This is a genomic window from Parabacteroides leei, assembly GCF_023369805.1.
In the GTDB taxonomy this organism is placed as follows: domain Bacteria; phylum Bacteroidota; class Bacteroidia; order Bacteroidales; family Tannerellaceae; genus Parabacteroides; species Parabacteroides leei.
In genome coordinates this window covers 26,962-46,349 of sequence record NZ_JAMBQG010000030.1, presented here as the reverse complement: position 1 = coordinate 46,349, position 19,388 = coordinate 26,962, and the positions used below count along the sequence as shown (strand labels likewise).

Genomic DNA, 19,388 nt, shown 5'->3' with positions numbered 1-19,388 from the left:
ATCCCTGAATTTCAAAGAAGTTCGGGGATTTTTCATTTCCAAGAATAGGCAAAATTAGTGGGACTGGAGCAAACTATACGTCCTTATTCAAGGGACTGTTTTTAAAAGCCCAAAATGTTCCACTACGAGGTATTTACTTCATTCTTTTACAGCTTGTTGCGCTATTTTACACAACAGGGTTCCCGGTTCGATTTCCTAACTTTGTATCATTAAAAATTGAGCCGTATGGAAAGAAAAAGATTCAGCGTGTTGTTCTTCATCAAGCGTAGCAAACTGTTAAAAAACGGGGAAGCACCCGTGCGTGTGCGTGTCACTTATGACCGCCTATATGTGGAACTTCAACTAAAGCGGAGCGTAAAAGTCCCACTTTGGTCGCAGGAAAAAGAGAAATCGACAGGCAAAGACCGAAATTCCGTAGAACTTAACCATTACATTGACGCCTTGCGTGTGAAATTCTATCAGATTTACCAAGACTTGGAACTGGAGGGAAAGATTATCTCCGCACGTGCCATAGTGAACCGCTATCAGGGAAAGGACGAGACTTTCAAGACATTATACAATGTGTTCAAGGAGCATAACGACAACTGCCGGAAGCTAATCGGGACGGACTACGCCGATATTACCGTAAGACGTTACGATAACTGCCTTAAATATCTCATGGAACTGGTTAGACGTGACTACAAGGTAGATGATATGCTACTGCGTGAGGTAAACGGGGAACTGGTGCGTAAATTCGATTTATACCTAAAGACGGAGAAACATTGCGCACAGAACACCGTTATCCGGTACATGAAATGCTTCAAGAAAGTGATAAACCTTGCCATTTCCAACGAGTGGCTGACAAAGAACCCGTTTGCCGGAATCAAGTTTCACGAGGTAGAGGTAAACAAACAGTTCCTAAGCCAAGCCGAGATAAACCGGATATGGCAAAAAGAGTTCAGGATTGAACGGCTGGAACTGGTACGGGATGTTTTTATCTTTTGCGTATATACCGGACTGGCATTCATAGACGTGTATAACCTGCGCCCCGAACATATTTCAGAGGACAGCAACGGCAATCTGTGGATAGTGAAACCCCGTGAAAAGACAAACAACCTCTGTAACATCCCGCTTTTGAGCATTCCCAAACAGATACTTGAAAAGTATAAGGATAACCCCTACTGCATGGATAAAGGAACTTTGCTGCCCGTTCCCCGCAATCAGAAGATGAACAGCTACCTGAAAGAGATTGCCGACCTGTGCGGTATCAAAAAGAACCTGACCACGCACACAGCCCGCCATAGTTTCGCATCGGTTATCGCACTGGCTAACAACGTGTCACTGCCGAATGTGGCTAAAATGCTGGGGCATTCATCCACCCGAATGACACAGCACTACGCAAAGGTATTAGACCAAACGATATTAAGGGATATGCAAGCCGTCGAGGAACAGCTTGCACTCTAAACATCCAAAGGGGAAGAAGAACTATTATTCATCTTCTCCCCCCCTCTATCTTTTTGAACATAAATTATCACTATTAGCCAATCCTTTAGGACTGAAAGAACAATGCTGCCACCTTGGAATCTCCCTTTTTTCTGTATAATATTCTTCTATAAAAGATTTTAATTCTTGTACATCATCAAAACCAATAGCGCATTTCATTTTTTCAAAATATTTCTTAGATTGAGCTCTAAAAAAAATTTCCATTGGTTTTCTTCTATATTCCGAATATATCAATGTTTGAGGATACCATCTTCTCCAATCATTGTGTATTAAATGTTCCGCCCTCAAAAAAAGTACAAAATCAGCTTGCATCAAATCAGAAAAATCAATACTCAAATGTTTTGCTCTTTCTTTTATTATATCTGCAAACAAAGACAATTTCCGGCAATTTAGCCGCCTATTTCTATAATCTAATGACTTCAAATAATTATAGAATATCAAATACCCCTCTACATCATAGCCATAACTATCTTCACTTCCCATATATTGTTTATCTAAAAACTCATCCAAATCTATAAATTTTTCATATTTCAATAGTATAGCGACATAGTACAAAAACAGTTCATAAGCTATAAACTTGAAGACATCAAACTCATGTTCATAAAAGCTACCAGTTCCATGTTTTTTAAAATAAGGTATTAATTTTTCAAAGAAATGATAAAATTTATCAACTTTTATATCATCAGAGTATTGGCAAACAGAAATGCAAATTTGAATAAATTCATTGCGATAAGGTATAAAAGCATCTATTTTCTCAATCAGCTTATCGTCATATTCTTCTGGTTTACAATCTATTCTCAAAGCTTCAATATTTGTTGAGAGGGTAACCAAATACTCTTCAATTGCACCATTTACATACGGTTTTGCTTCTTTCAATCCCAATAGCACCCTTTTAGATAGAAATGAGGTTCCCAAAGCAATATCATCTCTTTCATTAAGAAATGCAGGTTGTTTCCCTATAGGAGGACGTTTGTATAAAGGTTTATCATATATCCAACGAAGTAATTTTTCAAAACTATCTGCATAATTTTCTGGCTCACAAAAATCTATATAGATTCTTGATTTGTAATATACTGGCAGATAAGCTTCACCAGTTTCATCTCGTTCAACGACAGCAGCAACAAATTTTTCTTGTTGCCTATTTTTATAAACTTCAGCAGAAATTATTTGTGTTTCAGTACCAACGCCCCCATCTCTTCCATTCGCTTTATCTGCATATTTCTTATCAGAAATAATTAAAACCTTTTGAATTTCTGTATCACTAACCATTTTTTCCATAAAAGAATAGGAATCTTGTCCTTCTTTCAAGTCCCATTTATCAATTACAACATGAACTCCATTTTCGACTAATTCTTTTGCAAGGTTAAGCACCCAAGTTTCATGGTCTTGGTTAGTCCAACTATATGAAATAAATAATTTGATTGAATTTCCCATAAATACTACAAAGTTAAATGGAAGCAAAGATACAAATTCAATTAAATATATTTAGAAGTACAAGGTTAAACTTTTGAATAATCAAAGCCCGCAACACAGTTTTCAAGAAACCGTGATTGCAGGCTTTCAACCAAACAATATAGAAAACAAGACAGCTATATTTCAATACTTCAATATTTCAAGACAGCAAGAAAACAAGAAAACAAGATTCCATGTTTTCAAGATTTCATTTCTGATAGAACCTTTCCAACAAATCCATGATGTCACTTTCCCGGTAGATGATTTTTCCCGGAAGCTGCACGTACCCCAGCAGCCCCGTGTCCCTGTAATCCTGCAAAGTCCGTTTGCTGATGCAAAGCCGCTTGCATACTTCCTCGCCCGTCAGGTAGTGTTCACCGTTCAATACAGGGCGATAGTTCATTACCACGTACTCCACGTTTTCCAGCACCCTGTCAAGGGAGGAAAACAGTACCAGCGTAGTATCGGAATCTTTCGTTATCAAATCCATATGCCTACTTTTTAGAATTGTCCCTTACTTGGTTGAGCAGAAATGTTTCCACGTCCGAAGCCTTGTAATAAATCTTATTGTTAATCTGCGAATAAGGCAGTTTCCCCGTATCACGGTAGGTCTGCATCGTCCGGGCTGAAACATTCAGCAAACGGCAGGTCTCGCAGTTATCCAGCCACTTGTCACGCTTCCTGCGTAAAGGCACGCAGAGCGCATCCACACGCCCCACAAAATTTTCAAACCTCTGTTTCCAAAGTTCAAAGGTTCTCTTTTCAATCGTCACTATTTCCATAACCGATATATTTATTATTGTCAATACTCCGTTTTTCTTCACTGGTGCAAATATATAAGACTGAATGACAGGTTGTTTCTTCCTGTCCGAAAATGACCTTGCGTGTCCGAAAATGTCCACCGCCACCCCAAGAACAACACGAAAGAAACGAACCGATAACAAAAAAACTGTTTTTTCTCCACTCCTTAAATAAGTAAGGTAATGAACACAAAGCCGTTTTCTATTTGCCGACATTAATTTGGTGCAGAGCGCAGCAAAGCGATTCCAAACGGCTGACGCTTTGTTTTTTACCGATTTTTCTTATTTTATTTGTGGTGCTAATTCAAAAAACAAGCACTCATGAATAATCCTTTCGAAGAAATTTTCAAACGGCTGGAGAACATCGAAAAGATGATTGCCCCGGTTATGGGCGCACAGCCCGAAGAACGGCAGGACGGGAAAGAGCCTGTGTTAGTCAAAATATCCGTTGCCAGCGGCATAACCGGGTATTCGGTCAATTACCTGTACCACTTAGCCAGCAAGGGACTGATACCGTGTGTCAAGCGTGGGCGTACCCTGCGTTTCGACATGGAGGAACTCAAAAAGTGGATGCAGCAGCAGTATGTCCCGGCTTCTAACAGACTTCCCGATGAAAAAGAAAAGAAGTGATGATACACGGCACATCGAGGGCTGGCAGTCTAAGAACAAGCGCATCGAAAGCCTGTTGAACGTCCTGTACGATTTCCGGTTCAATACCGTAAAGAGCCGGACGGAATACCGGGCTGCAAGTCCTTCGGGCTTGTACCAGCCCGTTACAAAATTTGTTCTGAACTCGTTCAGGCGCAGGCTGGATGCGACCGCCTGTATTGTCACCTCTGCCGAGAACATCCGTACCATACTGGAAAGCGATTTCGCAAGAAAGGTACATCCCATACGGGAATACTTCAACGCCCTGCCGCTTCTTAATCCAACCGAACACGGGCATATCGGCAGGCTCCTGAACACGGTACAGGTAGCCAACCCCGGCAAATGGGAGGAATATTTCACGAAATGGCTTATCGGTGTGGTAGCCAACGCGATGAACGACACGGGATGTCAGAACCATACCTGTCTGGTATTGACCGGGGACAAGCAGGGACAGTTCAAATCGTGGTGGCTGGACAACCTTTGCCCGACACCGCTTAAGAACTACCTGTTCACCGGGAAGATAGACCCGCAGGGCAAAGACATCCTGACACTGATAGCCGAATACCTGTTCATCAACATTGACGACCAGCTAAAGGAACTCAACAAGCAAAACGAGAACGCCTTGAAGAACCTTATCACCACCCCGGCAGTGAAATACCGCAGACCGTATGACGTTTACATAGAGGAATACCCCCACCTCGCCAGCTTCATGGCTTCGGTGAACGGCAACGAGTTCCTGACCGACCCGACAGGCAGCAGGCGTTTTTTGCCGTTTGAAGTCCTGCACATAGACAAGCCCACGGCAGAAAGTATTCACATGGATAACGTCTATTCCGAAATCATGTACCTGTACCGTCAGGGCGTGCGCTACTGGTTCAATGATGCGGAGATTGGAGAACTGCACCTGAACAATGCGGAATTTGAGGTGCAGACAATCGAGTTTGAAATGCTGACGCAATATTTTGAGAAGCCGACAGAGGAAGAAGAACCCCATTTTTTTATGACAACAGCGCAAATACTGGCACGTTTACGGGATATATGCGCCATGCAGCTATCTGAAAAACGGCTGGGGGAAGCGTTGCGTAAAGCCGGGTTCAAACGGGTACAGAAACGCATCAACAAACAGAATTATTCGGTATATGGGTACAGAATAAAGCCAGTCCCGGCATCCTCTACAAATGACGATTACGGTTAGCACGGTCATTTTACGATTGGTTATTACTGCAACGCAGTAACCGCCACAGTAAGATGCGTTTTTACTTTATAGTCTGTATATCAAACATTTAACAGTGACACAGTAAGCAGTAAGATAAAACCGTAAACTTTTGGAAAAGTTTGGAAAAAGAAAAAACGCAGAAAATATCAAGGTTATATTTCTATCTTCTTTTGAAGAAAGAACTTACTTATCTTACTGCATAAGGGATAATCCGCTGAAAGAAAAAGAATTATGCGCAGAAACATAGTAACTTTTCTTCTTACTGACTTCTTACTGTGCTACTGCAATTTATCAACATCAAAAAATAAAGATTATGACCTACAAGGAAGCCAACAATATCAGTATCAAAGACTACCTGAACTCTTTGGGAATCCAGCCCGTCACGGAAAAAGGGAATTACGGAATGTACCGCAGCCCCTTACGGGAGGACAACACGCCAAGTTTCAAGGTGGATTACAACGCCAATTTGTGGTGTGACTACGGAACTGGCGAGGGCGGGACGCTCATCGACCTTGTGATGAAGCAGCACGGGTGCAACGCCTACGGCGCTATCTGCCGACTGGAACAGGGCAACACCGCCTCTTTTTCCTTTCACGGGAAAGACCTGCCCGAAAGGGACACGAAAAGGCAAGCAGCCAGCCCGATAGAAATACGCAAAATACAGCCGTTACAGAATCCGGCACTCATGCGCTATTTGCAGGAAAGGGGGATTTCTCCCGGAACGGCAGCCCCATACGTGCAGGAAATGTATTACCGTATCGGTGGAAAGCCTTATTTTGCGCTGGCGTTCAGGAATGATTCAGGAGGTTATGAACTCCGCAATCCCCGTTTCAAGGGCAGCACATCGAAAGACATCACCCATATACGGCAACAGGGAGAGCCGAGAGATACCTGTTTCGTGTTCGAGGGATTTTTGGATTTCCTCTCGTTCCTCACTATCCGGCAACAGAAAAGCCCGGATATGCCCTGCACCGACTGGCAGGACTACGTTATCCTGAACTCCACCGCCAACACGGATAAAGCCTTATATCCGTTGGCTGATTACGGGCATATACATTGTATGCTTGACAATGACGAAGCCGGGAGGAAAGCGGTTGAAGCCATAAGGCAGGAATACAAATGGCGTGTACGTGACGCATCACACCTGTACAGCGGTCACAATGACCTGAACGACTATTTGCGTAGCCTTAAAGTGAAACAATCCCAAGACTTGACAGTTACCGACAAGCCCCAGCCGGAGCAGGATAACAGACAAAATCCGGGTGAAAAAAGAAAGAGAGGACTAAGGATGTGACCTGCAAGACTGGCGGCATGAACAGACGGCAGGCTGTGTGATTAGGGAGAGCAAGGTTATGTTTCGGTCTACCGAAACACCTTGCTTTGCTAAACGCAAAGAAAATTTCTCCCGTTGGTCGCAATTTTTAAGATACCACCTAAAAGCAAAAACACATGACAGAGACAAGGAACAAACCGGGAGGTCGCCCGGCGAAGAACCGAGTAAACAAATATCAAAAGGTAGTCAGCACGAAACTGACCGAGTTACAGTTCTACGCAATCAGGAAGCGAGCCACCGAAGCCGGGTTGCACGTTAGCGAGTACGTCCGGCAGGCGATCGTTTCGGCAGAGGTGACGCCCCGGCTGAACAGGCAGGATGCGGACACTATCCGCCAGCTTGCGGGCGAAGCCAACAACATCAACCAATTGGCGCACCGGGCGAATGCCGGAGGGTTCGCACTGGTGGCGGTGGAACTGGTGAAACTCAAAAACAGGATTGTCGAAATCATAAACCAACTGTCGGATGATTGGGAAAATAAAAAAGGGAAGCGGCTTTAAGGGCTGTGTGAACTATGTACTCGGCAAGGAACAGGCAGCCTTGCTTCATGCGGAGGGAGTGTTAGCCGAAAGCAACCGGAACATCATACGCAGTTTCATACTGCAAGCCGGGATGAATCCCGACCTGAAAAAGCCTGTCGGACATATTGCGCTAAACTATTCCCCTGTGGACGCACCCAAGCTGACAGATGGGAAAATGGTACAGCTTGCGCAGGAGTACATGCGTGAAATGAAAATCACCGATACGCAGTACATCATCGTGCGCCACCAAGACCGGGAACATCCGCACGTGCATATCGTGTTCAACCGTATAGACAACAACGGCAAGACCATTTCGGACAGGAACGACATGTATCGCAACGAGCAGGTATGCAAGAAGCTGAAAGCCAAACACGGACTTTATTTCGCTAAAGGTAAGGAGCATGTAAAGCAGCACCGTTTAAGAGAACCGGACAAATCCAAATACGAGATTTTCAACGCTGTAAAGAATGAAATCGGGAAGTCCAAGAACTGGCAGCAGTTACAAACCCGGCTGGCAGAAAAGGGTATCGGGATTCATTTCAAGTACAGGGGACAGACTGGCGAAGTGCGGGGCATATCCTTTTCCAAAGGCGAATACACGTTCAAGGGTTCGGAGATAGACCGCAGTTTCAGTTTCTCCAAGCTGGATAAATGTTTCGGGAATGCGGGGTTGAATACCACCGAAAGCAACCGACAAACGATTTTTGCACCTGTTCAAGAACCAACACGGACACCGTTTAAAGCCGACAGTCCGTTACTGGCTGGTTTGGGTGGTCTGTTCTCCGCCCCGTCCTCTCCGGCTGATGAAACGCCCGACAATCCCGGTGAAAGAAAAAAGAGGAAAAAGAAACGACACTTAAAATTATAGGAACATGGAAGATAATTTAATTTTGGAGGGGCTTCTCTCTATAGTCACGGAACTGAAAGAACGGCAGGAGAAGCAGGTAACGCCAGCCAGCCGGGAGGAAACGATTAATAGGCTGGACGTTATCGAACAGCGCATTTCGGAAATGCAAGGTAAATCCGGCATTACTGAAAACATGGTGCAGGAAATTCTGAACCAAATCGGCAGTATCGGAAAAGGACAGTCCGAGAACCCAAAACAAGACCTTGAAGATATAAAGGGGCTTATCGTGACCTCGCACCGATATTTCAAGGAACGGTTAAAGGTGTTGTTCTCGGCTGATGATACAACGCCCGGGGAAACAACACCCGTTTCATGGTACGGCAAACTGATATACCGGGTAACTCCCTATTTGAAACCTAAGTTCTTTCTTCTTTCAGCAGGGATAATCATTTGTCTTGTGTCGCTTGTGTTAAATGTACGTTTTGTACAAAAAATGCAACGGTTACAGGACAATGATATGAAATACCGCTATATCCTGATGAAAGGAAAAGCAGACGGCAGCAGCCTTGATTTGCTGGAAACGAAGTTCAGCCGGGAACGGGATAACGCTTTCATCCGAAGCCTGACCGATTCGGTGAAAGGCTTTGAATACCGTAGCAGGAAACAGGCGGAAGCGTTGGAACGGGCAAGGCTGTTAAACGAGCAAGCCGAGCAGCTAAAGGAGAAAGCCGATAAGTTGGGCAAACCATAAACCAAAGCAAAGCCGGAGCAGAACCGCCCCGGCTTTCAAATTCACTTCTTTTTCTTCGTGCAGTGTTCTTTCTCGAACTGGCGTAGCGTGGTAACGCTGAACCGTTCCTTGATGAACTCCCGGACATCGGAAGCCTTGTAGTACACTTTTCCGCTGATTGTGAAGTATGGCAGCGCACCGATAGCCCGGTAGCGTTGCAGGGTCTTGATACTCACTTTGAACAGCAGGCACAAGTCCTGATTATCCAGCAGGTTGTCATCTTCGGGCAGTACCCTGTCGGCATTGCGCAGTACGCGTACATCCTTGCAGAGTTCTTCCAGTTTGGCGTACAGCTTCTGCATCCATACGCTGAAATCGTCATTGTCTATATACATGATTGCTTCATTTTTCTGATTATACATTATGGTTTGTCAATCGATTGATGAAGCAAAGTTCAGAAAACGAGAGCAAAGAAAATAAGGGAATGGTACATCCACTCCCCTATAAATTATTTATATCTCATTGATTATCAAATAAAAATATTTAAAAACAATCGTAGCCATTGTCTTTACTCTTTTTAATAATAGCTAATTTCAACCTATCTAAAAAATCTGTGATTTTAGTAGGTTTTCGTTTAATAACTGCTATTTCTTTTTTGTATATATCACCAAAACTGATATTAAACATTTTCTCAAAAATACGTGATATATCACTTAGAAAAATATCCTTGTTATCAATGCGAATAATACCATTTTTGATATAAAAAATACCACAAACTAATTCCATTATATCTATAAATTTAATTACCTCACTGTTTAAATAAAAGGGAGATTTCCAATCTGATTCAATATTAATGAAAAATTTGGGGTATTCCATTTGCCGATAGATTAGTTCTTGCTCCATATTTAGTAAAGATAACAGTTTGTCAAGATATATAATTTTTAACTTGCTATTTTCCGTAGGTGAAGTTTCTTCTAAAGCCTTAATTGTACCAAAATCTATATAACTCATATTTAATTGCCTAATACGTGTTTTGTTATCATTTTCTTTATTAAGGTAATCGAACAATTCTTCTACAAATTCAAGATATGCAGCAGTAATAGCTTCTATATCAGATTTTTCCTTTTGGAAAGGATGTTTTAATAATTTATATATCTGTTTTTCTGCTAAATTCCAGTTTGCCATAATTAACTTAAGTAGCTATCGTGAACATTTTATAAGTTCTTTGCAATTTTCTGCCATTTCTTTTGTCTGTGTTTATAAAATTTAAGAGCCCACCAAGCAACAAGCGGGGTTAGATAACCAGCATACAATTCAACACTATCGGTATATCTTGTAACATTTTCGGTAATCTTTTCCATTTGAATATAATGATTCCATATAGTTACTCTTTTATTATACTCATTTGAAACTATTTCTCTTGTTTTTTTATCAATCTTAATTACGTTGATTGTATGTTTTCCAATAGGAATAAATCGATGAAGAAACATCTTAAAATAAAATGTTTCCCCCTCTTTCCAAACAGGAGGAATATTGCCATAAGATATAAAACTTGCTTTGGGTTTACAAAGTTCCCTTAGCGTTTCAATATCTTGAATCTTGCGCCAAATATTTTCAATGTCAGTTTCAAATACTGATGTCACTACAACTTTGCGCCCCATAACTCTTTTACCTCTCCGTGTCACTAAACAAATCTTTTTTATCATATAGGAATAATTAAAACATTAAACATCTATTAACCTTACACTTATGCTCTTTTTATTAACTTTGTGCAAAGTTAGATGTAAGATACTCTAAAGACAATAGTCATTTATAATGAGATGCAACCTAACTATTTAACAATAAACGTCATAGCGAGCATGATAATTAATGAAATAGAAAAGAAAGTCATAAATATACTACCAACATCAAGCATAGAGTTCGATGAAATTGATTATTCCACTCTTGAAAAGAGGAAAAATGACTGGATTAAACTTTCAGAAGTTACGCATAGTATCGTATTGGTATTTGATTGCTACACTAATAAATTCGTTTTTGTTTCTGATAATATTCCTAAACTATATGGACTTGACTCCCGTAGGTTGTTTATTCATGGACATCAGCCAGTTATTGAGGTTATACATCCGGACGATATAGATTATGGGGTACTTGTAAGAAAGAAAATCTATTCGATATTACGCTCATTCTCCAATGAAGAAAAGAGGAACTATAAAGCCATTCATGAAATGAGGATAAGAAATATGCGGGGTGAATACATACGCATAATAGAACAAGAACAAGTTCTTGAGTTAGATAAATCAGGAAATATTTGGCTTATGCTATCGGTTATTGATGTTGATGCAAGCCATGAATCGGAAATTATTAAAAGCCACCTATATAACTTTAAAACTGGAGAGCAGATATTTATAGATTTATCTGACACACTGGATAAACCTTTGACAAACCGGGAATTAGATGTTTTACGATTTATGAAGAAAGGCTTATTAAGTAAAGAGATAGCAGAGGCATTAAAAGTTAGCATTAATACAGTGAATAGTCATAGACAGAATATATTACAAAAATTAAAAGCTAACAATACGATTGAAGCTGTCAACTTCGCTCAAAGACTGGGCTTGTTCAATAAATGCAGCATTGATAAAAGCGAGAAGAGGGGTGTTTTGCCATAAATAAAATGAAACTAACAACTTACAATCGTAACAAATAACTATTTTTGTGGCACTATTATAAAAGTTCATGTTAAATACAGAAAACATACAATCACTCATTGATAGCGGAGAAAGCTACAATGTGGAATTTAAAGTCCGTGTTCCTTCAAAAGTTCGTGAACTGACAGAGGAAATATGTGCTTTCGCCAATGCAGACGGAGGATATTTGCTTATTGGAGTAGATGATAACGGGCAAGTAGTAGATACTAATTTAGAAAACGATAAACGTTCTGCCATTCAAGGTTCTATCAGCGAAATATCTCCTGCACTCCACTGTGAATTGTATTCCGTAAATGTTGGGAATAAAACTGTTTGGGTAATTGATGTTCCGTCCGGCAAAGATAAACCTTATATATTTTCCTGCTCTATCTATGTGCGTGAGGGGGCAAACTCACAGAAACTTCGCACAGCCGAAGAAATGCGTAGCTTCTTTCAGGAGTGTAACAAAATCTTTTTCGACCATATACCCTGTCATTGGTTCAATATCTACACGGATGCAGACGAACAAATGATTAAAGACTTTCGAACAGAAGCAAAACTAAGTCCGTCCACACCCGACAAACAAATATTTGAGAACTTGGAACTGTTTACCGAAAATGGAACGGCAAAGAACGGAGCAGCGATGTTCTTCGGAAAACAACCTGAAAGAAAATTTCCACACGCTGTTACAAGATGTGTTCTTTTCAAGGGAACAAATAAAGTCTATATTATAGATGATAAAACTTTCGGAGGTTCATTGTACCAACAATATTTACAGGCTATGTCTTGGCTGGAAAGCAAACTGCAAGTAGCTTATAAAATAGAGGGTGTAGGACCAAGAGAGGAGATCTGGGAAATACCTCTGACCGTATTTAAAGAAGCCATTATAAACGCCCTGTCGCACCGTGATTATTACGAACAAGGCGCAAGCATTATGATAGAAATGTTTGACGACCGGGTAGAGATTTCCAATCCCGGAGGACTTCTACCTGTTGTGGCTAAAGATTTCGGACATAAAAGTATGACACGTAATCCGCTAATTTTCGGTTTATTTACCCGTATGCACTTGGTTGAAAGAGTTGCATCCGGTATTCCCCGTATGCAGGAAGCTATGAGAGAGGCGAATCTGCCCGAACCGGAATTTCATACGGAAGGGATGTTTACGGTAGTGTTTAAAAGAAAAACTAACAGTGTCATCAATGGCACTGTAAATGGCACTGTAAATGGCACTATAAATGAGAATGAACAACACGTTTTAAACTTAATTAAAAAAGAGGAAGGACTAAATGCTATTGAAATTGCTGAAAGAATATCTAAGAGCTTGCGAATGACTAAACGATACCTTAAATCTCTTAATGATAAAAAAATAATTGAGTTTAGAGGTGCGCCAAAAACAGGTGGATATTATCTAATTAATCAGATATAAAATTATGACAAAAGAAACCAAAAAGTGTACTATCACAGTAGATACTTATTCTAAACTATATCAACTGTTCGAATACAAAGGCTGGGATATTGACAAAGGATTTAATACAGGAATCTTTGAGAGATATTACAGAACTTTAGAGGATCTAAATCATGAGCAGCAGAATTTTTTTCTGCAACTTTCAAGAGATTTTTTACATATACCAGGTGATTGTTATACAGATAATCTTATACCTGCCTTTAGTAATCTCATTGATGATTATCCTAAAAACACCTTATATTTCACATGCTGTTTACCTGAAGACGAACAAGGTCATATTAAAAGTTCAGCAACTGTACTATATAAATTCAAAGGAACAACATTAAAACAAAAAGTGGATTTCAAAAATATATCAATTAGTGTAATTAACGACTTCTCAAGTTTAAAGCAGATAACATCTTTTCAAAATAAAATGATAGTCCTAGTTGATGATTTTATCGGTACGGGAAAAACTGCTATAGATGCAGTAAATTATGCCAGAAAAGAGTTACCTTATCTTAAGGATAATGCTCAAATAGCAGTTCTATCAATTGTTGCCCAAGAAGAAGGTATTCATCTTTTATCTAGTTTTGGAGTAAAAGTATACACAACGCATATAATAAAGAAAGGGATCTCTGACAAATATATGGGAGATGCCCTTGTTGAAGCTAGACAATACATGAATGAGATAGAATCTCAACTTAAGAAACTAAAACCTGAATTTAAATTTGGATATGAACAATCAGAAGCTTTAGTGTGTATGGAAAGATGTCCAAATAATACTTTTCCGATATATTGGTATACAAAAAAAAATGCGCCATATGAAAGATAAAGAGATAATCATTCTATTATTACAGATAATAAAATTCAACGGAGATATCAACCATCTTTTAATAAATGGATGTGACCATAAAACCATAATCAATATGTTAAGAGAGTTTGATAGAGAAAAAATAACAACAACAACTAAGAACCAGCTTGTACTAACTCAAAAGGGAGAAGCCTATTTAGATCTATTAAATAAAGAACTAAAACGAAAAGGATTATATAAATATATATCTCCATGTTTAGAAAATAGGTGCACAAAGATGAATATTGAAAATATTTATATACCTTTGCGGAAAGTTAAGAAAGCAGAGCTTTTTAGTTTGTCACATGAAAATGTGAAGATTGATGAGTCATCAATCGACAATGAACTCCCTTTCTAGCCTGAAAGTTAGATATAAAAATCTGCTTTCAGGAGAAAGCAGATTTTTATATCTAACTTTCGGCTGCACAAGCATAGCTTGTTTGCCGTCAGATTACAAGTAATCTGAAGATAATTAAGTAAAAAGCTCTCTTTCTTAATTTTACATTTATGATTGATTTTAGTAAATATGCAAGCAATTTTTCAATAGAAGCAAAAATGTTAGGTTTTTCTCCTGAAGAAATAACTTATTATTTGAACTATGCAGAAAAGCTTAACACACAAAATCTTCCTATTATTTTTGATCAGCTTCATTTTTCAAAATTAGTAGGTTATGATTATGATTATATACTTAAAGTGTGTAATTCACCTTATTCTTTTTATAAAGAATATACCATACCTAAAAAAAACGGCAAGTTTCGCACCATAGATGAGCCATTTCCTAGCTTAAAAGAAATGCAAAATTGGATTTTAACAGAAATTCTTAATAACTCTGTTGAAAAATTTGTATCTCCTGTAGCAAAAGCTTATATAAGCAAACGTAATATACGAGAAAATGCTCGATTCCACAAAGACAAAAAAATACTTGTCTGTTTAGACATAGTTGATTTTTTTGGAATGATATCATATAAAAAAGTATATTCCATATTTAGGCATTTAGGATATAATAAATCTGTATCAACCTTGTTAAGCAACTTATGTACGTTACAGAATAGTCTACCGCAAGGAGCTCCAACAAGTCCAATGCTCTCTAATTTGATCTTTAATAAGATCGATTCTAAAATATTTGATTTCTGCAAAGAGCATAAAATAATGTATACAAGATATGCTGATGACCTGTCTTTTTCCGGAGATATTAATGTAGGATTACTTATTTCTTTCACAACGAATATATTAAATAGATTTGGATTCTCTATCAATCAAAAGAAAACAAAAGTTATTTCACAAGGTAGATCCCAACAAGTTACAGGAATAGTTGTTAATAAAAAAATACAAGTTCCCCGCTTATACAGGAACAAACTACGTCAAGAAATATATTATATAATAAAATACGGTTTAGAGAACCACCTAAATAGAATCAATTATTCACAGCCTCCATTAGTATATTTATATCATTTATTAGGAAAAACCAACTATATTATACAAATAAATAAATACGATAAAGAAGCGCATAAATATATGGAATATTTAAAGAATCTTCTCCAAACATATACTAAAAGCCAAAACAAGTAATTTTCTTAAATATATTTATGTATCTTTGCATTCAGAAATCGTACCCAAGATACAAACTGATGTCGAACGGTGCAAAGCTGTGAAAACCTTATTCAAGGGACTAACATCGTGATAAAGATATAACTTATTGAGAAATAGTGCCATACAAACCGACTTTCGGTTGCTGGTGGCACCACTAAAAATCAAGCAGTTACATTTATTTGTAACTGCTTTTTTCATATATCCCGGCTGCTTTTAATTTCTGTTACCTGATCTTTTATAATAAAACGCCATTCGATATCTTTCCACTCCTGTGCATAATCAATGCCTACACGGGGAACAGTAACATATTCAGGCTTTTCACCCGAATCTTCTACCCACAATATCTCACTTTCGACAGATATTCCACGAAAAGAACGATCCAGCTTAAGCGCCCTACCGACCCTTCCTGGACCATATATTCCTTCGACTGCACGTACCATCACTCCCTGTGGTTTATCTTTATCTCCTGTCACAAAATTCAGTAGCCAGTACATTCCATAAATCAGGTAAACATAAATTTTACCTCCTTCACCATATAACAATTCCGTATGAGCCGTACGACCTCTGGAGGCATGACAAGCTTTATCTTCTTCACCACGGTATGCTTCCACATCTGTGATACGAAAACGATGTTCATTGCCACTATCAAATTTCCTCACCAGTATCTTTCCAAGCAAATCCGGAGCTACCTCTAAAACATCCCGCTGAAAGAATCGAGCTGATAATTTCTTTCCCATAATATTTTTATTACTGTTGCAAATATACTATTCCAAAACGATTTACGTATTGATGAAATACCTATGACTGAGATTCCGTATTTTCAGTAATATACGATTTCAAATACTTCTTTAAATGATAATACCTATAAATTCCTACAATAAACAGGATTATACCTGAAACTAAACAGATCCATGCCACCATTCTCAGATGCTGGATAATTTCGATCTCAAATATCCCCATTCCCACCGTCAAAAGGTATAAAGAAGTACGTATATAAGAAAAGAGCGTCCGCTCATTAGCCAATCTGGTTCTTTCAAGTGCAAGAAAATCTCTTAAAATAATTTCCTCATGATTTTTTAACTTCTCCATGTTATCTGCCATTTTCTCTTTCAATTTTTACTGTAAGCTATATATCCAAAACAGACAAATAAGAGATGTTGTTGAGGAAATTTTCATCACATTCCCACAATTATCCACACCCCACCCCAGTTTCGGCATAAGGGCACAAAGCAATAATACCTATGATATACAACAACATAACCCGTCATGCATTTTTCTGGCACACATATTGGATTATACTAAGTGTATTAGTTATAAAGATTGTTTAATTTAAAAATTAAAGTCATGAAAAAGGTATTAGTCGCAATGGCAATGATGATGGGAGTTGGTAGTTTCAGTGCATTCGCTGCAGAAACAAGTGTTGATTCAGTAGCATGTTGCCTGTCTACACAAGATGAATATACTAAGATTGAAGTATCAGAAGTCCCCGATGCGGTAAAGGCTGCTGTAGAAAAAGCCTATGAAGGACAAACAATTAAAGAAGCTTCTGTTGCAGAAAAGGATGGGGCAAAAACGTACAAACTGGTTATCACCTCAGCAGAAGGAACAGAAAGCACTGTTATCTTTAACGACAAAGGAGAAGAAGTAAAATAAATAAAAACAACTAAAGTTTTTAGCGGTTAAAATAATGTCCGGATTTCTGAGAGGAGTCCGGACATTTATTTATCTCAGCTTTCATAGCGTTCTGCCCAGCTATGTATCACCGGGCTTTCTACATCCACACCAAACTCCCGTGCTTTTTGCAGGATACGGTAAGCCAGCAATGGCTTTTTATCTTCCGGTGCATATCTGAAATAAGCCTCGGCTGCCCGTACATGGACACCATCAGGCATAGGAAACTCACGGGTTTCAGGAAGTCCGAAATCAGACGAAGGAAGTTCCTTACGTTCTTCTGTTGTTAATCTGTCGTTGGATTCTTTTATCATAATCATTCATCTAGGGGATTTGTTCCCTAATAACCAGCTTCACGGCTATAAAGATTACGTGCAGACTACTATTTAACCTACTAAAACAGTTGCTAATCTTCTTTGCGCAATAGGATACTATCGAGTATGGAGTTGACAGTACCGGCTTTCTTTACTAACATCAAATGATCTCCTCCCTCAACAGGAAATACATTTTCCAACCGGTCATAAGGAAATATCTGATCAGCCGTACCATGAATATGATACAAGTGTTCACTCTTATTGTCTGGTATCCAATCGGTAATCTGTTCAAGAGCCCATTTTATATAGACAGGATCTGTTACAGTCATATATTCTGCCAGATCTGAATTGGAGGCATTATAAACTAGTCGGTTGAAAGCATTTGTTATAAAATCGGTGGAAGAAAAAAGTCGCTTAGGCATAAATTCCATCAGGTTTACTTTCCTGACTGCCTGAAAGAGGATCGGGATTTCCTTTTTACTTTTAAAGGAAGAAATGATAACACATTTCGAAGGTTTCAGGAAAAGAGTCATCTCCTGCATAATCACTGCACCAAAAGAATAACCTATCAGGATAAAAGGAGAAGTCGCATCTATGGCTTTCGCCATTGTACGGGCATATTCTGATAGTGTCTCATCAGGTCTGGGAATATACCACTCGATATATACTTTCTTAAATCCTTTGGGAAGACGCAGTTTATCGAAGACCTTGCAATTATAGCACATCCCGGAAATAAAATAGACATTGATATCTTTTACCTCCTTTTTCGAAAACCAATTTATCAATGATGATAAACGTTTCCATATCCCGGGTGATGACGCTTTATTTTCTTCCATATAGTTTTTTACTCTTTATATAAGCATAAAGATAACCATTTTGTTCAAAAGCCCCATATTTCCAGCTAATAAGATTATTATTCCGATTTTAACTGACGTAGAAGTTCGGAGGGAGTACAACCAAACTGTTGCTTACAAAAACGAGTAAAATGGGTAGCCGAATTAAACTTGTAGAGCCTCATTATATCGCTCAAGGTATTCCCCGGCTCAGCTAGTTTGAAACGGACATGCTTTGCTTTCTGTTTCAAAATCCATTGGTGGGGAGATAAGCCAAACTCTTCCCGAAACTTATTATTGAAATTCGTACGTCCCATCCCCGCTATCTTTGCCAGATCATCCACATGATCTACCTTCAGATAATTTTCCAGTATAAGCGAACGGAAATCCAGCGACTTCCCAACAATCGGATGGAACAAATAAGCCAACTCTTCTTTCTTATAAAAACCACGAAGCAGCAAAAACAGTTCCAACGACTTTATCTCATGTAGATGTTTGCAATTCATTTGACACTCCATGTATTCGATCAGCGTATTCAGAAAAGACTTCAAGGGAGGATAGATCACAATTGGTTCAAAATCATACTGTATCTTATTACACAGGGGAGCCAGGGATTGAAGTTCCATTTTATTACAAGCCCCAGGGAAACGGTCAAATGTAAATATAACAACATTCGATGCAGACAATATCCTGCATGAAAAATCAGCGGATTTAGGTATCAGAATAAACTCTCCCGATCTGATTATCTTATTTCTCTGTTCATTACAACAAATGACGGCTTCTCCTTCCAGAAAAAAAATCAAATGATGATAATCCCTATCTTGTTCTCTCAGATCGTTTTCCTCATTTAATATCCGATGCTTAAACCCGACTAAAATATTCGGAGAATATTCCCTGCAAGATACATGCTCTTCCAAATAAAGTAATTTTATCATTACACCCCCTATTTTAAAAATTCTAACATTAGTGTTTT

24 protein-coding genes are annotated in these 19,388 nt (G+C 38.9%); 13 read left to right on the top strand and 11 right to left on the bottom strand.

Translation table 11 applies throughout. The features are described from left to right. The first annotated feature begins 225 nt into the window (after nucleotides 1-225). A complete protein-coding gene (locus M1P97_RS25150) occupies nucleotides 226-1,443 on the top strand; it encodes a site-specific integrase (RefSeq protein WP_249390507.1) in 1,218 nt (405 codons plus the stop codon). Between the two features lie 45 nt (nucleotides 1,444-1,488). Here the strand turns inward: M1P97_RS25150 and M1P97_RS25145 are convergent, their stop codons facing one another. The 3 genes from M1P97_RS25145 to M1P97_RS25135 all read right to left on the bottom strand — a co-directional run bounded on the left by M1P97_RS25145 (nucleotide 1,489) and on the right by M1P97_RS25135 (nucleotide 3,716). Next, nucleotides 1,489-2,916 carry an SEFIR domain-containing protein gene (locus M1P97_RS25145; RefSeq protein WP_249390506.1) on the bottom strand — a complete coding sequence of 476 codons (1,428 nt, stop codon included), beginning with the start codon at nucleotides 2,914-2,916 and terminating at the stop codon, nucleotides 1,489-1,491. 226 nt (nucleotides 2,917-3,142) lie between these two features. Then, nucleotides 3,143-3,424 carry a helix-turn-helix domain-containing protein gene (locus M1P97_RS25140; RefSeq protein WP_249390505.1) on the bottom strand — a complete coding sequence of 94 codons (282 nt, stop codon included), beginning with the start codon at nucleotides 3,422-3,424 and terminating at the stop codon, nucleotides 3,143-3,145. 4 nt (nucleotides 3,425-3,428) lie between these two features. Next, nucleotides 3,429-3,716: a helix-turn-helix domain-containing protein gene (locus tag M1P97_RS25135; protein WP_008657134.1), complete on the bottom strand. Its 288-nt coding sequence runs from the start codon at nucleotides 3,714-3,716 to the stop codon at nucleotides 3,429-3,431. A 339-nt stretch (nucleotides 3,717-4,055) separates the two neighbouring features. Here M1P97_RS25135 and M1P97_RS25130 point away from each other — a divergent pair, with 339 nt between their 5' ends. From M1P97_RS25130 to M1P97_RS25105, 6 genes are all read left to right on the top strand, one after another. Further along, nucleotides 4,056-4,364, top strand: coding sequence for a helix-turn-helix domain-containing protein (locus tag M1P97_RS25130; protein ID WP_008657135.1), 309 nt, complete (start codon nucleotides 4,056-4,058; stop codon nucleotides 4,362-4,364). Then, complete coding sequence (locus tag M1P97_RS25125; RefSeq protein ID WP_249390504.1) at nucleotides 4,345-5,577, top strand: VapE domain-containing protein; 1,233 nt, start codon at nucleotides 4,345-4,347, stop codon at nucleotides 5,575-5,577. The genes M1P97_RS25130 and M1P97_RS25125 overlap by 20 nt, the downstream gene beginning before the upstream one ends. Before the next feature lie 334 nt (nucleotides 5,578-5,911). Then, nucleotides 5,912-6,892, top strand: coding sequence for a toprim domain-containing protein (locus M1P97_RS25120; protein ID WP_249390503.1), 981 nt, complete (start codon nucleotides 5,912-5,914; stop codon nucleotides 6,890-6,892). Nucleotides 6,893-7,047: 155 nt separating this feature from the next. Next, a complete protein-coding gene (locus tag M1P97_RS25115) occupies nucleotides 7,048-7,431 on the top strand; it encodes a MobC family plasmid mobilization relaxosome protein (RefSeq protein WP_249390502.1) in 384 nt (127 codons plus the stop codon). Further along, nucleotides 7,397-8,320 (top strand): relaxase/mobilization nuclease domain-containing protein, encoded by a 924-nt coding sequence (locus tag M1P97_RS25110; RefSeq protein ID WP_249390501.1) that lies wholly within the window; start codon nucleotides 7,397-7,399, stop codon nucleotides 8,318-8,320. The genes M1P97_RS25115 and M1P97_RS25110 overlap by 35 nt, the downstream gene beginning before the upstream one ends. Before the next feature lie 4 nt (nucleotides 8,321-8,324). Next, nucleotides 8,325-9,050 carry a hypothetical protein gene (locus tag M1P97_RS25105; RefSeq protein ID WP_249390500.1) on the top strand — a complete coding sequence of 242 codons (726 nt, stop codon included), beginning with the start codon at nucleotides 8,325-8,327 and terminating at the stop codon, nucleotides 9,048-9,050. A 41-nt stretch (nucleotides 9,051-9,091) separates the two neighbouring features. Here the strand turns inward: M1P97_RS25105 and M1P97_RS25100 are convergent, their stop codons facing one another. The 3 genes from M1P97_RS25100 to M1P97_RS25090 all read right to left on the bottom strand — a co-directional run bounded on the left by M1P97_RS25100 (nucleotide 9,092) and on the right by M1P97_RS25090 (nucleotide 10,735). After that, on the bottom strand, nucleotides 9,092-9,424 hold the full coding sequence (locus M1P97_RS25100; protein ID WP_005645903.1) for a helix-turn-helix domain-containing protein: 333 nt from the start codon (nucleotides 9,422-9,424) through the stop codon (nucleotides 9,092-9,094). 148 nt (nucleotides 9,425-9,572) lie between these two features. Continuing rightward, nucleotides 9,573-10,214, bottom strand: a complete 642-nt coding sequence (locus M1P97_RS25095; RefSeq protein ID WP_249390499.1) for an RteC domain-containing protein — start codon at nucleotides 10,212-10,214, stop codon at nucleotides 9,573-9,575. Nucleotides 10,215-10,243: 29 nt separating this feature from the next. After that, complete coding sequence (locus tag M1P97_RS25090; RefSeq protein WP_249390498.1) at nucleotides 10,244-10,735, bottom strand: hypothetical protein; 492 nt, start codon at nucleotides 10,733-10,735, stop codon at nucleotides 10,244-10,246. A 153-nt stretch (nucleotides 10,736-10,888) separates the two neighbouring features. On the opposite strand from M1P97_RS25090, the gene M1P97_RS25085 reads away from it, so the two are divergent. The 5 genes from M1P97_RS25085 (at nucleotide 10,889) to M1P97_RS25065 (ending at nucleotide 15,576) form a co-directional block, all read left to right on the top strand. After that, nucleotides 10,889-11,695 carry a LuxR C-terminal-related transcriptional regulator gene (locus tag M1P97_RS25085; protein WP_249390497.1) on the top strand — a complete coding sequence of 269 codons (807 nt, stop codon included), beginning with the start codon at nucleotides 10,889-10,891 and terminating at the stop codon, nucleotides 11,693-11,695. A gap of 67 nt (nucleotides 11,696-11,762) precedes the next feature. Beyond that, nucleotides 11,763-13,139: an ATP-binding protein gene (locus M1P97_RS25080; RefSeq protein ID WP_249390496.1), complete on the top strand. Its 1,377-nt coding sequence runs from the start codon at nucleotides 11,763-11,765 to the stop codon at nucleotides 13,137-13,139. A 4-nt stretch (nucleotides 13,140-13,143) separates the two neighbouring features. Beyond that, a complete protein-coding gene (locus tag M1P97_RS25075) occupies nucleotides 13,144-13,989 on the top strand; it encodes a uracil phosphoribosyltransferase (RefSeq protein ID WP_249390495.1) in 846 nt (281 codons plus the stop codon). Then, nucleotides 13,979-14,365 carry a type 1 glutamine amidotransferase family protein gene (locus tag M1P97_RS25070; RefSeq protein ID WP_249390494.1) on the top strand — a complete coding sequence of 129 codons (387 nt, stop codon included), beginning with the start codon at nucleotides 13,979-13,981 and terminating at the stop codon, nucleotides 14,363-14,365. Before M1P97_RS25075 ends, M1P97_RS25070 begins: the two co-directional genes overlap by 11 nt. Before the next feature lie 149 nt (nucleotides 14,366-14,514). Beyond that, nucleotides 14,515-15,576 carry a reverse transcriptase family protein gene (locus M1P97_RS25065; protein ID WP_249390493.1) on the top strand — a complete coding sequence of 354 codons (1,062 nt, stop codon included), beginning with the start codon at nucleotides 14,515-14,517 and terminating at the stop codon, nucleotides 15,574-15,576. 215 nt (nucleotides 15,577-15,791) lie between these two features. On the opposite strand, the gene M1P97_RS25060 is transcribed toward M1P97_RS25065, so the two are convergent. Both M1P97_RS25060 and M1P97_RS25055 read right to left on the bottom strand, forming a co-directional pair. Further along, on the bottom strand, nucleotides 15,792-16,334 hold the full coding sequence (locus M1P97_RS25060) for a DNA-3-methyladenine glycosylase (RefSeq protein WP_249390492.1): 543 nt from the start codon (nucleotides 16,332-16,334) through the stop codon (nucleotides 15,792-15,794). A gap of 61 nt (nucleotides 16,335-16,395) precedes the next feature. Beyond that, nucleotides 16,396-16,686 (bottom strand): DUF202 domain-containing protein, encoded by a 291-nt coding sequence (locus M1P97_RS25055; protein WP_229058540.1) that lies wholly within the window; start codon nucleotides 16,684-16,686, stop codon nucleotides 16,396-16,398. 255 nt (nucleotides 16,687-16,941) lie between these two features. Here M1P97_RS25055 and M1P97_RS25050 point away from each other — a divergent pair, with 255 nt between their 5' ends. Then, nucleotides 16,942-17,250 (top strand): hypothetical protein, encoded by a 309-nt coding sequence (locus M1P97_RS25050; RefSeq protein ID WP_249390491.1) that lies wholly within the window; start codon nucleotides 16,942-16,944, stop codon nucleotides 17,248-17,250. Between the two features lie 74 nt (nucleotides 17,251-17,324). On the opposite strand, the gene M1P97_RS25045 is transcribed toward M1P97_RS25050, so the two are convergent. From M1P97_RS25045 to M1P97_RS25035, 3 genes are all read right to left on the bottom strand, one after another. Then, nucleotides 17,325-17,582, bottom strand: coding sequence for a hypothetical protein (locus M1P97_RS25045; RefSeq protein ID WP_129732118.1), 258 nt, complete (start codon nucleotides 17,580-17,582; stop codon nucleotides 17,325-17,327). 92 nt (nucleotides 17,583-17,674) lie between these two features. Next, complete coding sequence (locus M1P97_RS25040; RefSeq protein ID WP_195373259.1) at nucleotides 17,675-18,418, bottom strand: alpha/beta hydrolase; 744 nt, start codon at nucleotides 18,416-18,418, stop codon at nucleotides 17,675-17,677. 77 nt (nucleotides 18,419-18,495) lie between these two features. Beyond that, a complete protein-coding gene (locus tag M1P97_RS25035; protein WP_249390490.1) occupies nucleotides 18,496-19,350 on the bottom strand; it encodes a helix-turn-helix transcriptional regulator in 855 nt (284 codons plus the stop codon). Nucleotides 19,351-19,388 lie beyond the last annotated feature (38 nt).

Bases quoted from the DNA above. Each gene is read 5' to 3' on its own strand.
- M1P97_RS25120 (WP_249390503.1), top strand. From the start codon at position 5,912: ATGACCTACAAGGAAGCCAACAATATCAGTATCAAAGACTACCTGAAC.
- M1P97_RS25040 (WP_195373259.1), bottom strand. From the start codon at position 18,418: ATGGAAGAAAATAAAGCGTCATCACCCGGGATATGGAAACGTTTATCA.
- M1P97_RS25135 (WP_008657134.1), bottom strand. From the start codon at position 3,716: ATGGAAATAGTGACGATTGAAAAGAGAACCTTTGAACTTTGGAAACAG.
- M1P97_RS25045 (WP_129732118.1), bottom strand. From the start codon at position 17,582: ATGATAAAAGAATCCAACGACAGATTAACAACAGAAGAACGTAAGGAA.
- M1P97_RS25115 (WP_249390502.1), top strand. From the start codon at position 7,048: ATGACAGAGACAAGGAACAAACCGGGAGGTCGCCCGGCGAAGAACCGA.
- M1P97_RS25125 (WP_249390504.1), top strand. From the start codon at position 4,345: ATGAAAAAGAAAAGAAGTGATGATACACGGCACATCGAGGGCTGGCAG.
- M1P97_RS25100 (WP_005645903.1), bottom strand. From the start codon at position 9,424: ATGTATATAGACAATGACGATTTCAGCGTATGGATGCAGAAGCTGTAC.
- M1P97_RS25055 (WP_229058540.1), bottom strand. From the start codon at position 16,686: ATGGAGAAGTTAAAAAATCATGAGGAAATTATTTTAAGAGATTTTCTT.
- M1P97_RS25130 (WP_008657135.1), top strand. From the start codon at position 4,056: ATGAATAATCCTTTCGAAGAAATTTTCAAACGGCTGGAGAACATCGAA.
- M1P97_RS25060 (WP_249390492.1), bottom strand. From the start codon at position 16,334: ATGGGAAAGAAATTATCAGCTCGATTCTTTCAGCGGGATGTTTTAGAG.
- M1P97_RS25110 (WP_249390501.1), top strand. From the start codon at position 7,397: ATGATTGGGAAAATAAAAAAGGGAAGCGGCTTTAAGGGCTGTGTGAAC.
- M1P97_RS25090 (WP_249390498.1), bottom strand. From the start codon at position 10,735: ATGATAAAAAAGATTTGTTTAGTGACACGGAGAGGTAAAAGAGTTATG.
- M1P97_RS25150 (WP_249390507.1), top strand. From the start codon at position 226: ATGGAAAGAAAAAGATTCAGCGTGTTGTTCTTCATCAAGCGTAGCAAA.
- M1P97_RS25140 (WP_249390505.1), bottom strand. From the start codon at position 3,424: ATGGATTTGATAACGAAAGATTCCGATACTACGCTGGTACTGTTTTCC.
- M1P97_RS25050 (WP_249390491.1), top strand. From the start codon at position 16,942: ATGAAAAAGGTATTAGTCGCAATGGCAATGATGATGGGAGTTGGTAGT.
- M1P97_RS25065 (WP_249390493.1), top strand. From the start codon at position 14,515: ATGATTGATTTTAGTAAATATGCAAGCAATTTTTCAATAGAAGCAAAA.
- M1P97_RS25035 (WP_249390490.1), bottom strand. From the start codon at position 19,350: ATGATAAAATTACTTTATTTGGAAGAGCATGTATCTTGCAGGGAATAT.
- M1P97_RS25105 (WP_249390500.1), top strand. From the start codon at position 8,325: ATGGAAGATAATTTAATTTTGGAGGGGCTTCTCTCTATAGTCACGGAA.
- M1P97_RS25080 (WP_249390496.1), top strand. From the start codon at position 11,763: ATGTTAAATACAGAAAACATACAATCACTCATTGATAGCGGAGAAAGC.
- M1P97_RS25075 (WP_249390495.1), top strand. From the start codon at position 13,144: ATGACAAAAGAAACCAAAAAGTGTACTATCACAGTAGATACTTATTCT.
- M1P97_RS25095 (WP_249390499.1), bottom strand. From the start codon at position 10,214: ATGGCAAACTGGAATTTAGCAGAAAAACAGATATATAAATTATTAAAA.
- M1P97_RS25070 (WP_249390494.1), top strand. From the start codon at position 13,979: ATGAAAGATAAAGAGATAATCATTCTATTATTACAGATAATAAAATTC.
- M1P97_RS25085 (WP_249390497.1), top strand. From the start codon at position 10,889: ATGATAATTAATGAAATAGAAAAGAAAGTCATAAATATACTACCAACA.
- M1P97_RS25145 (WP_249390506.1), bottom strand. From the start codon at position 2,916: ATGGGAAATTCAATCAAATTATTTATTTCATATAGTTGGACTAACCAA.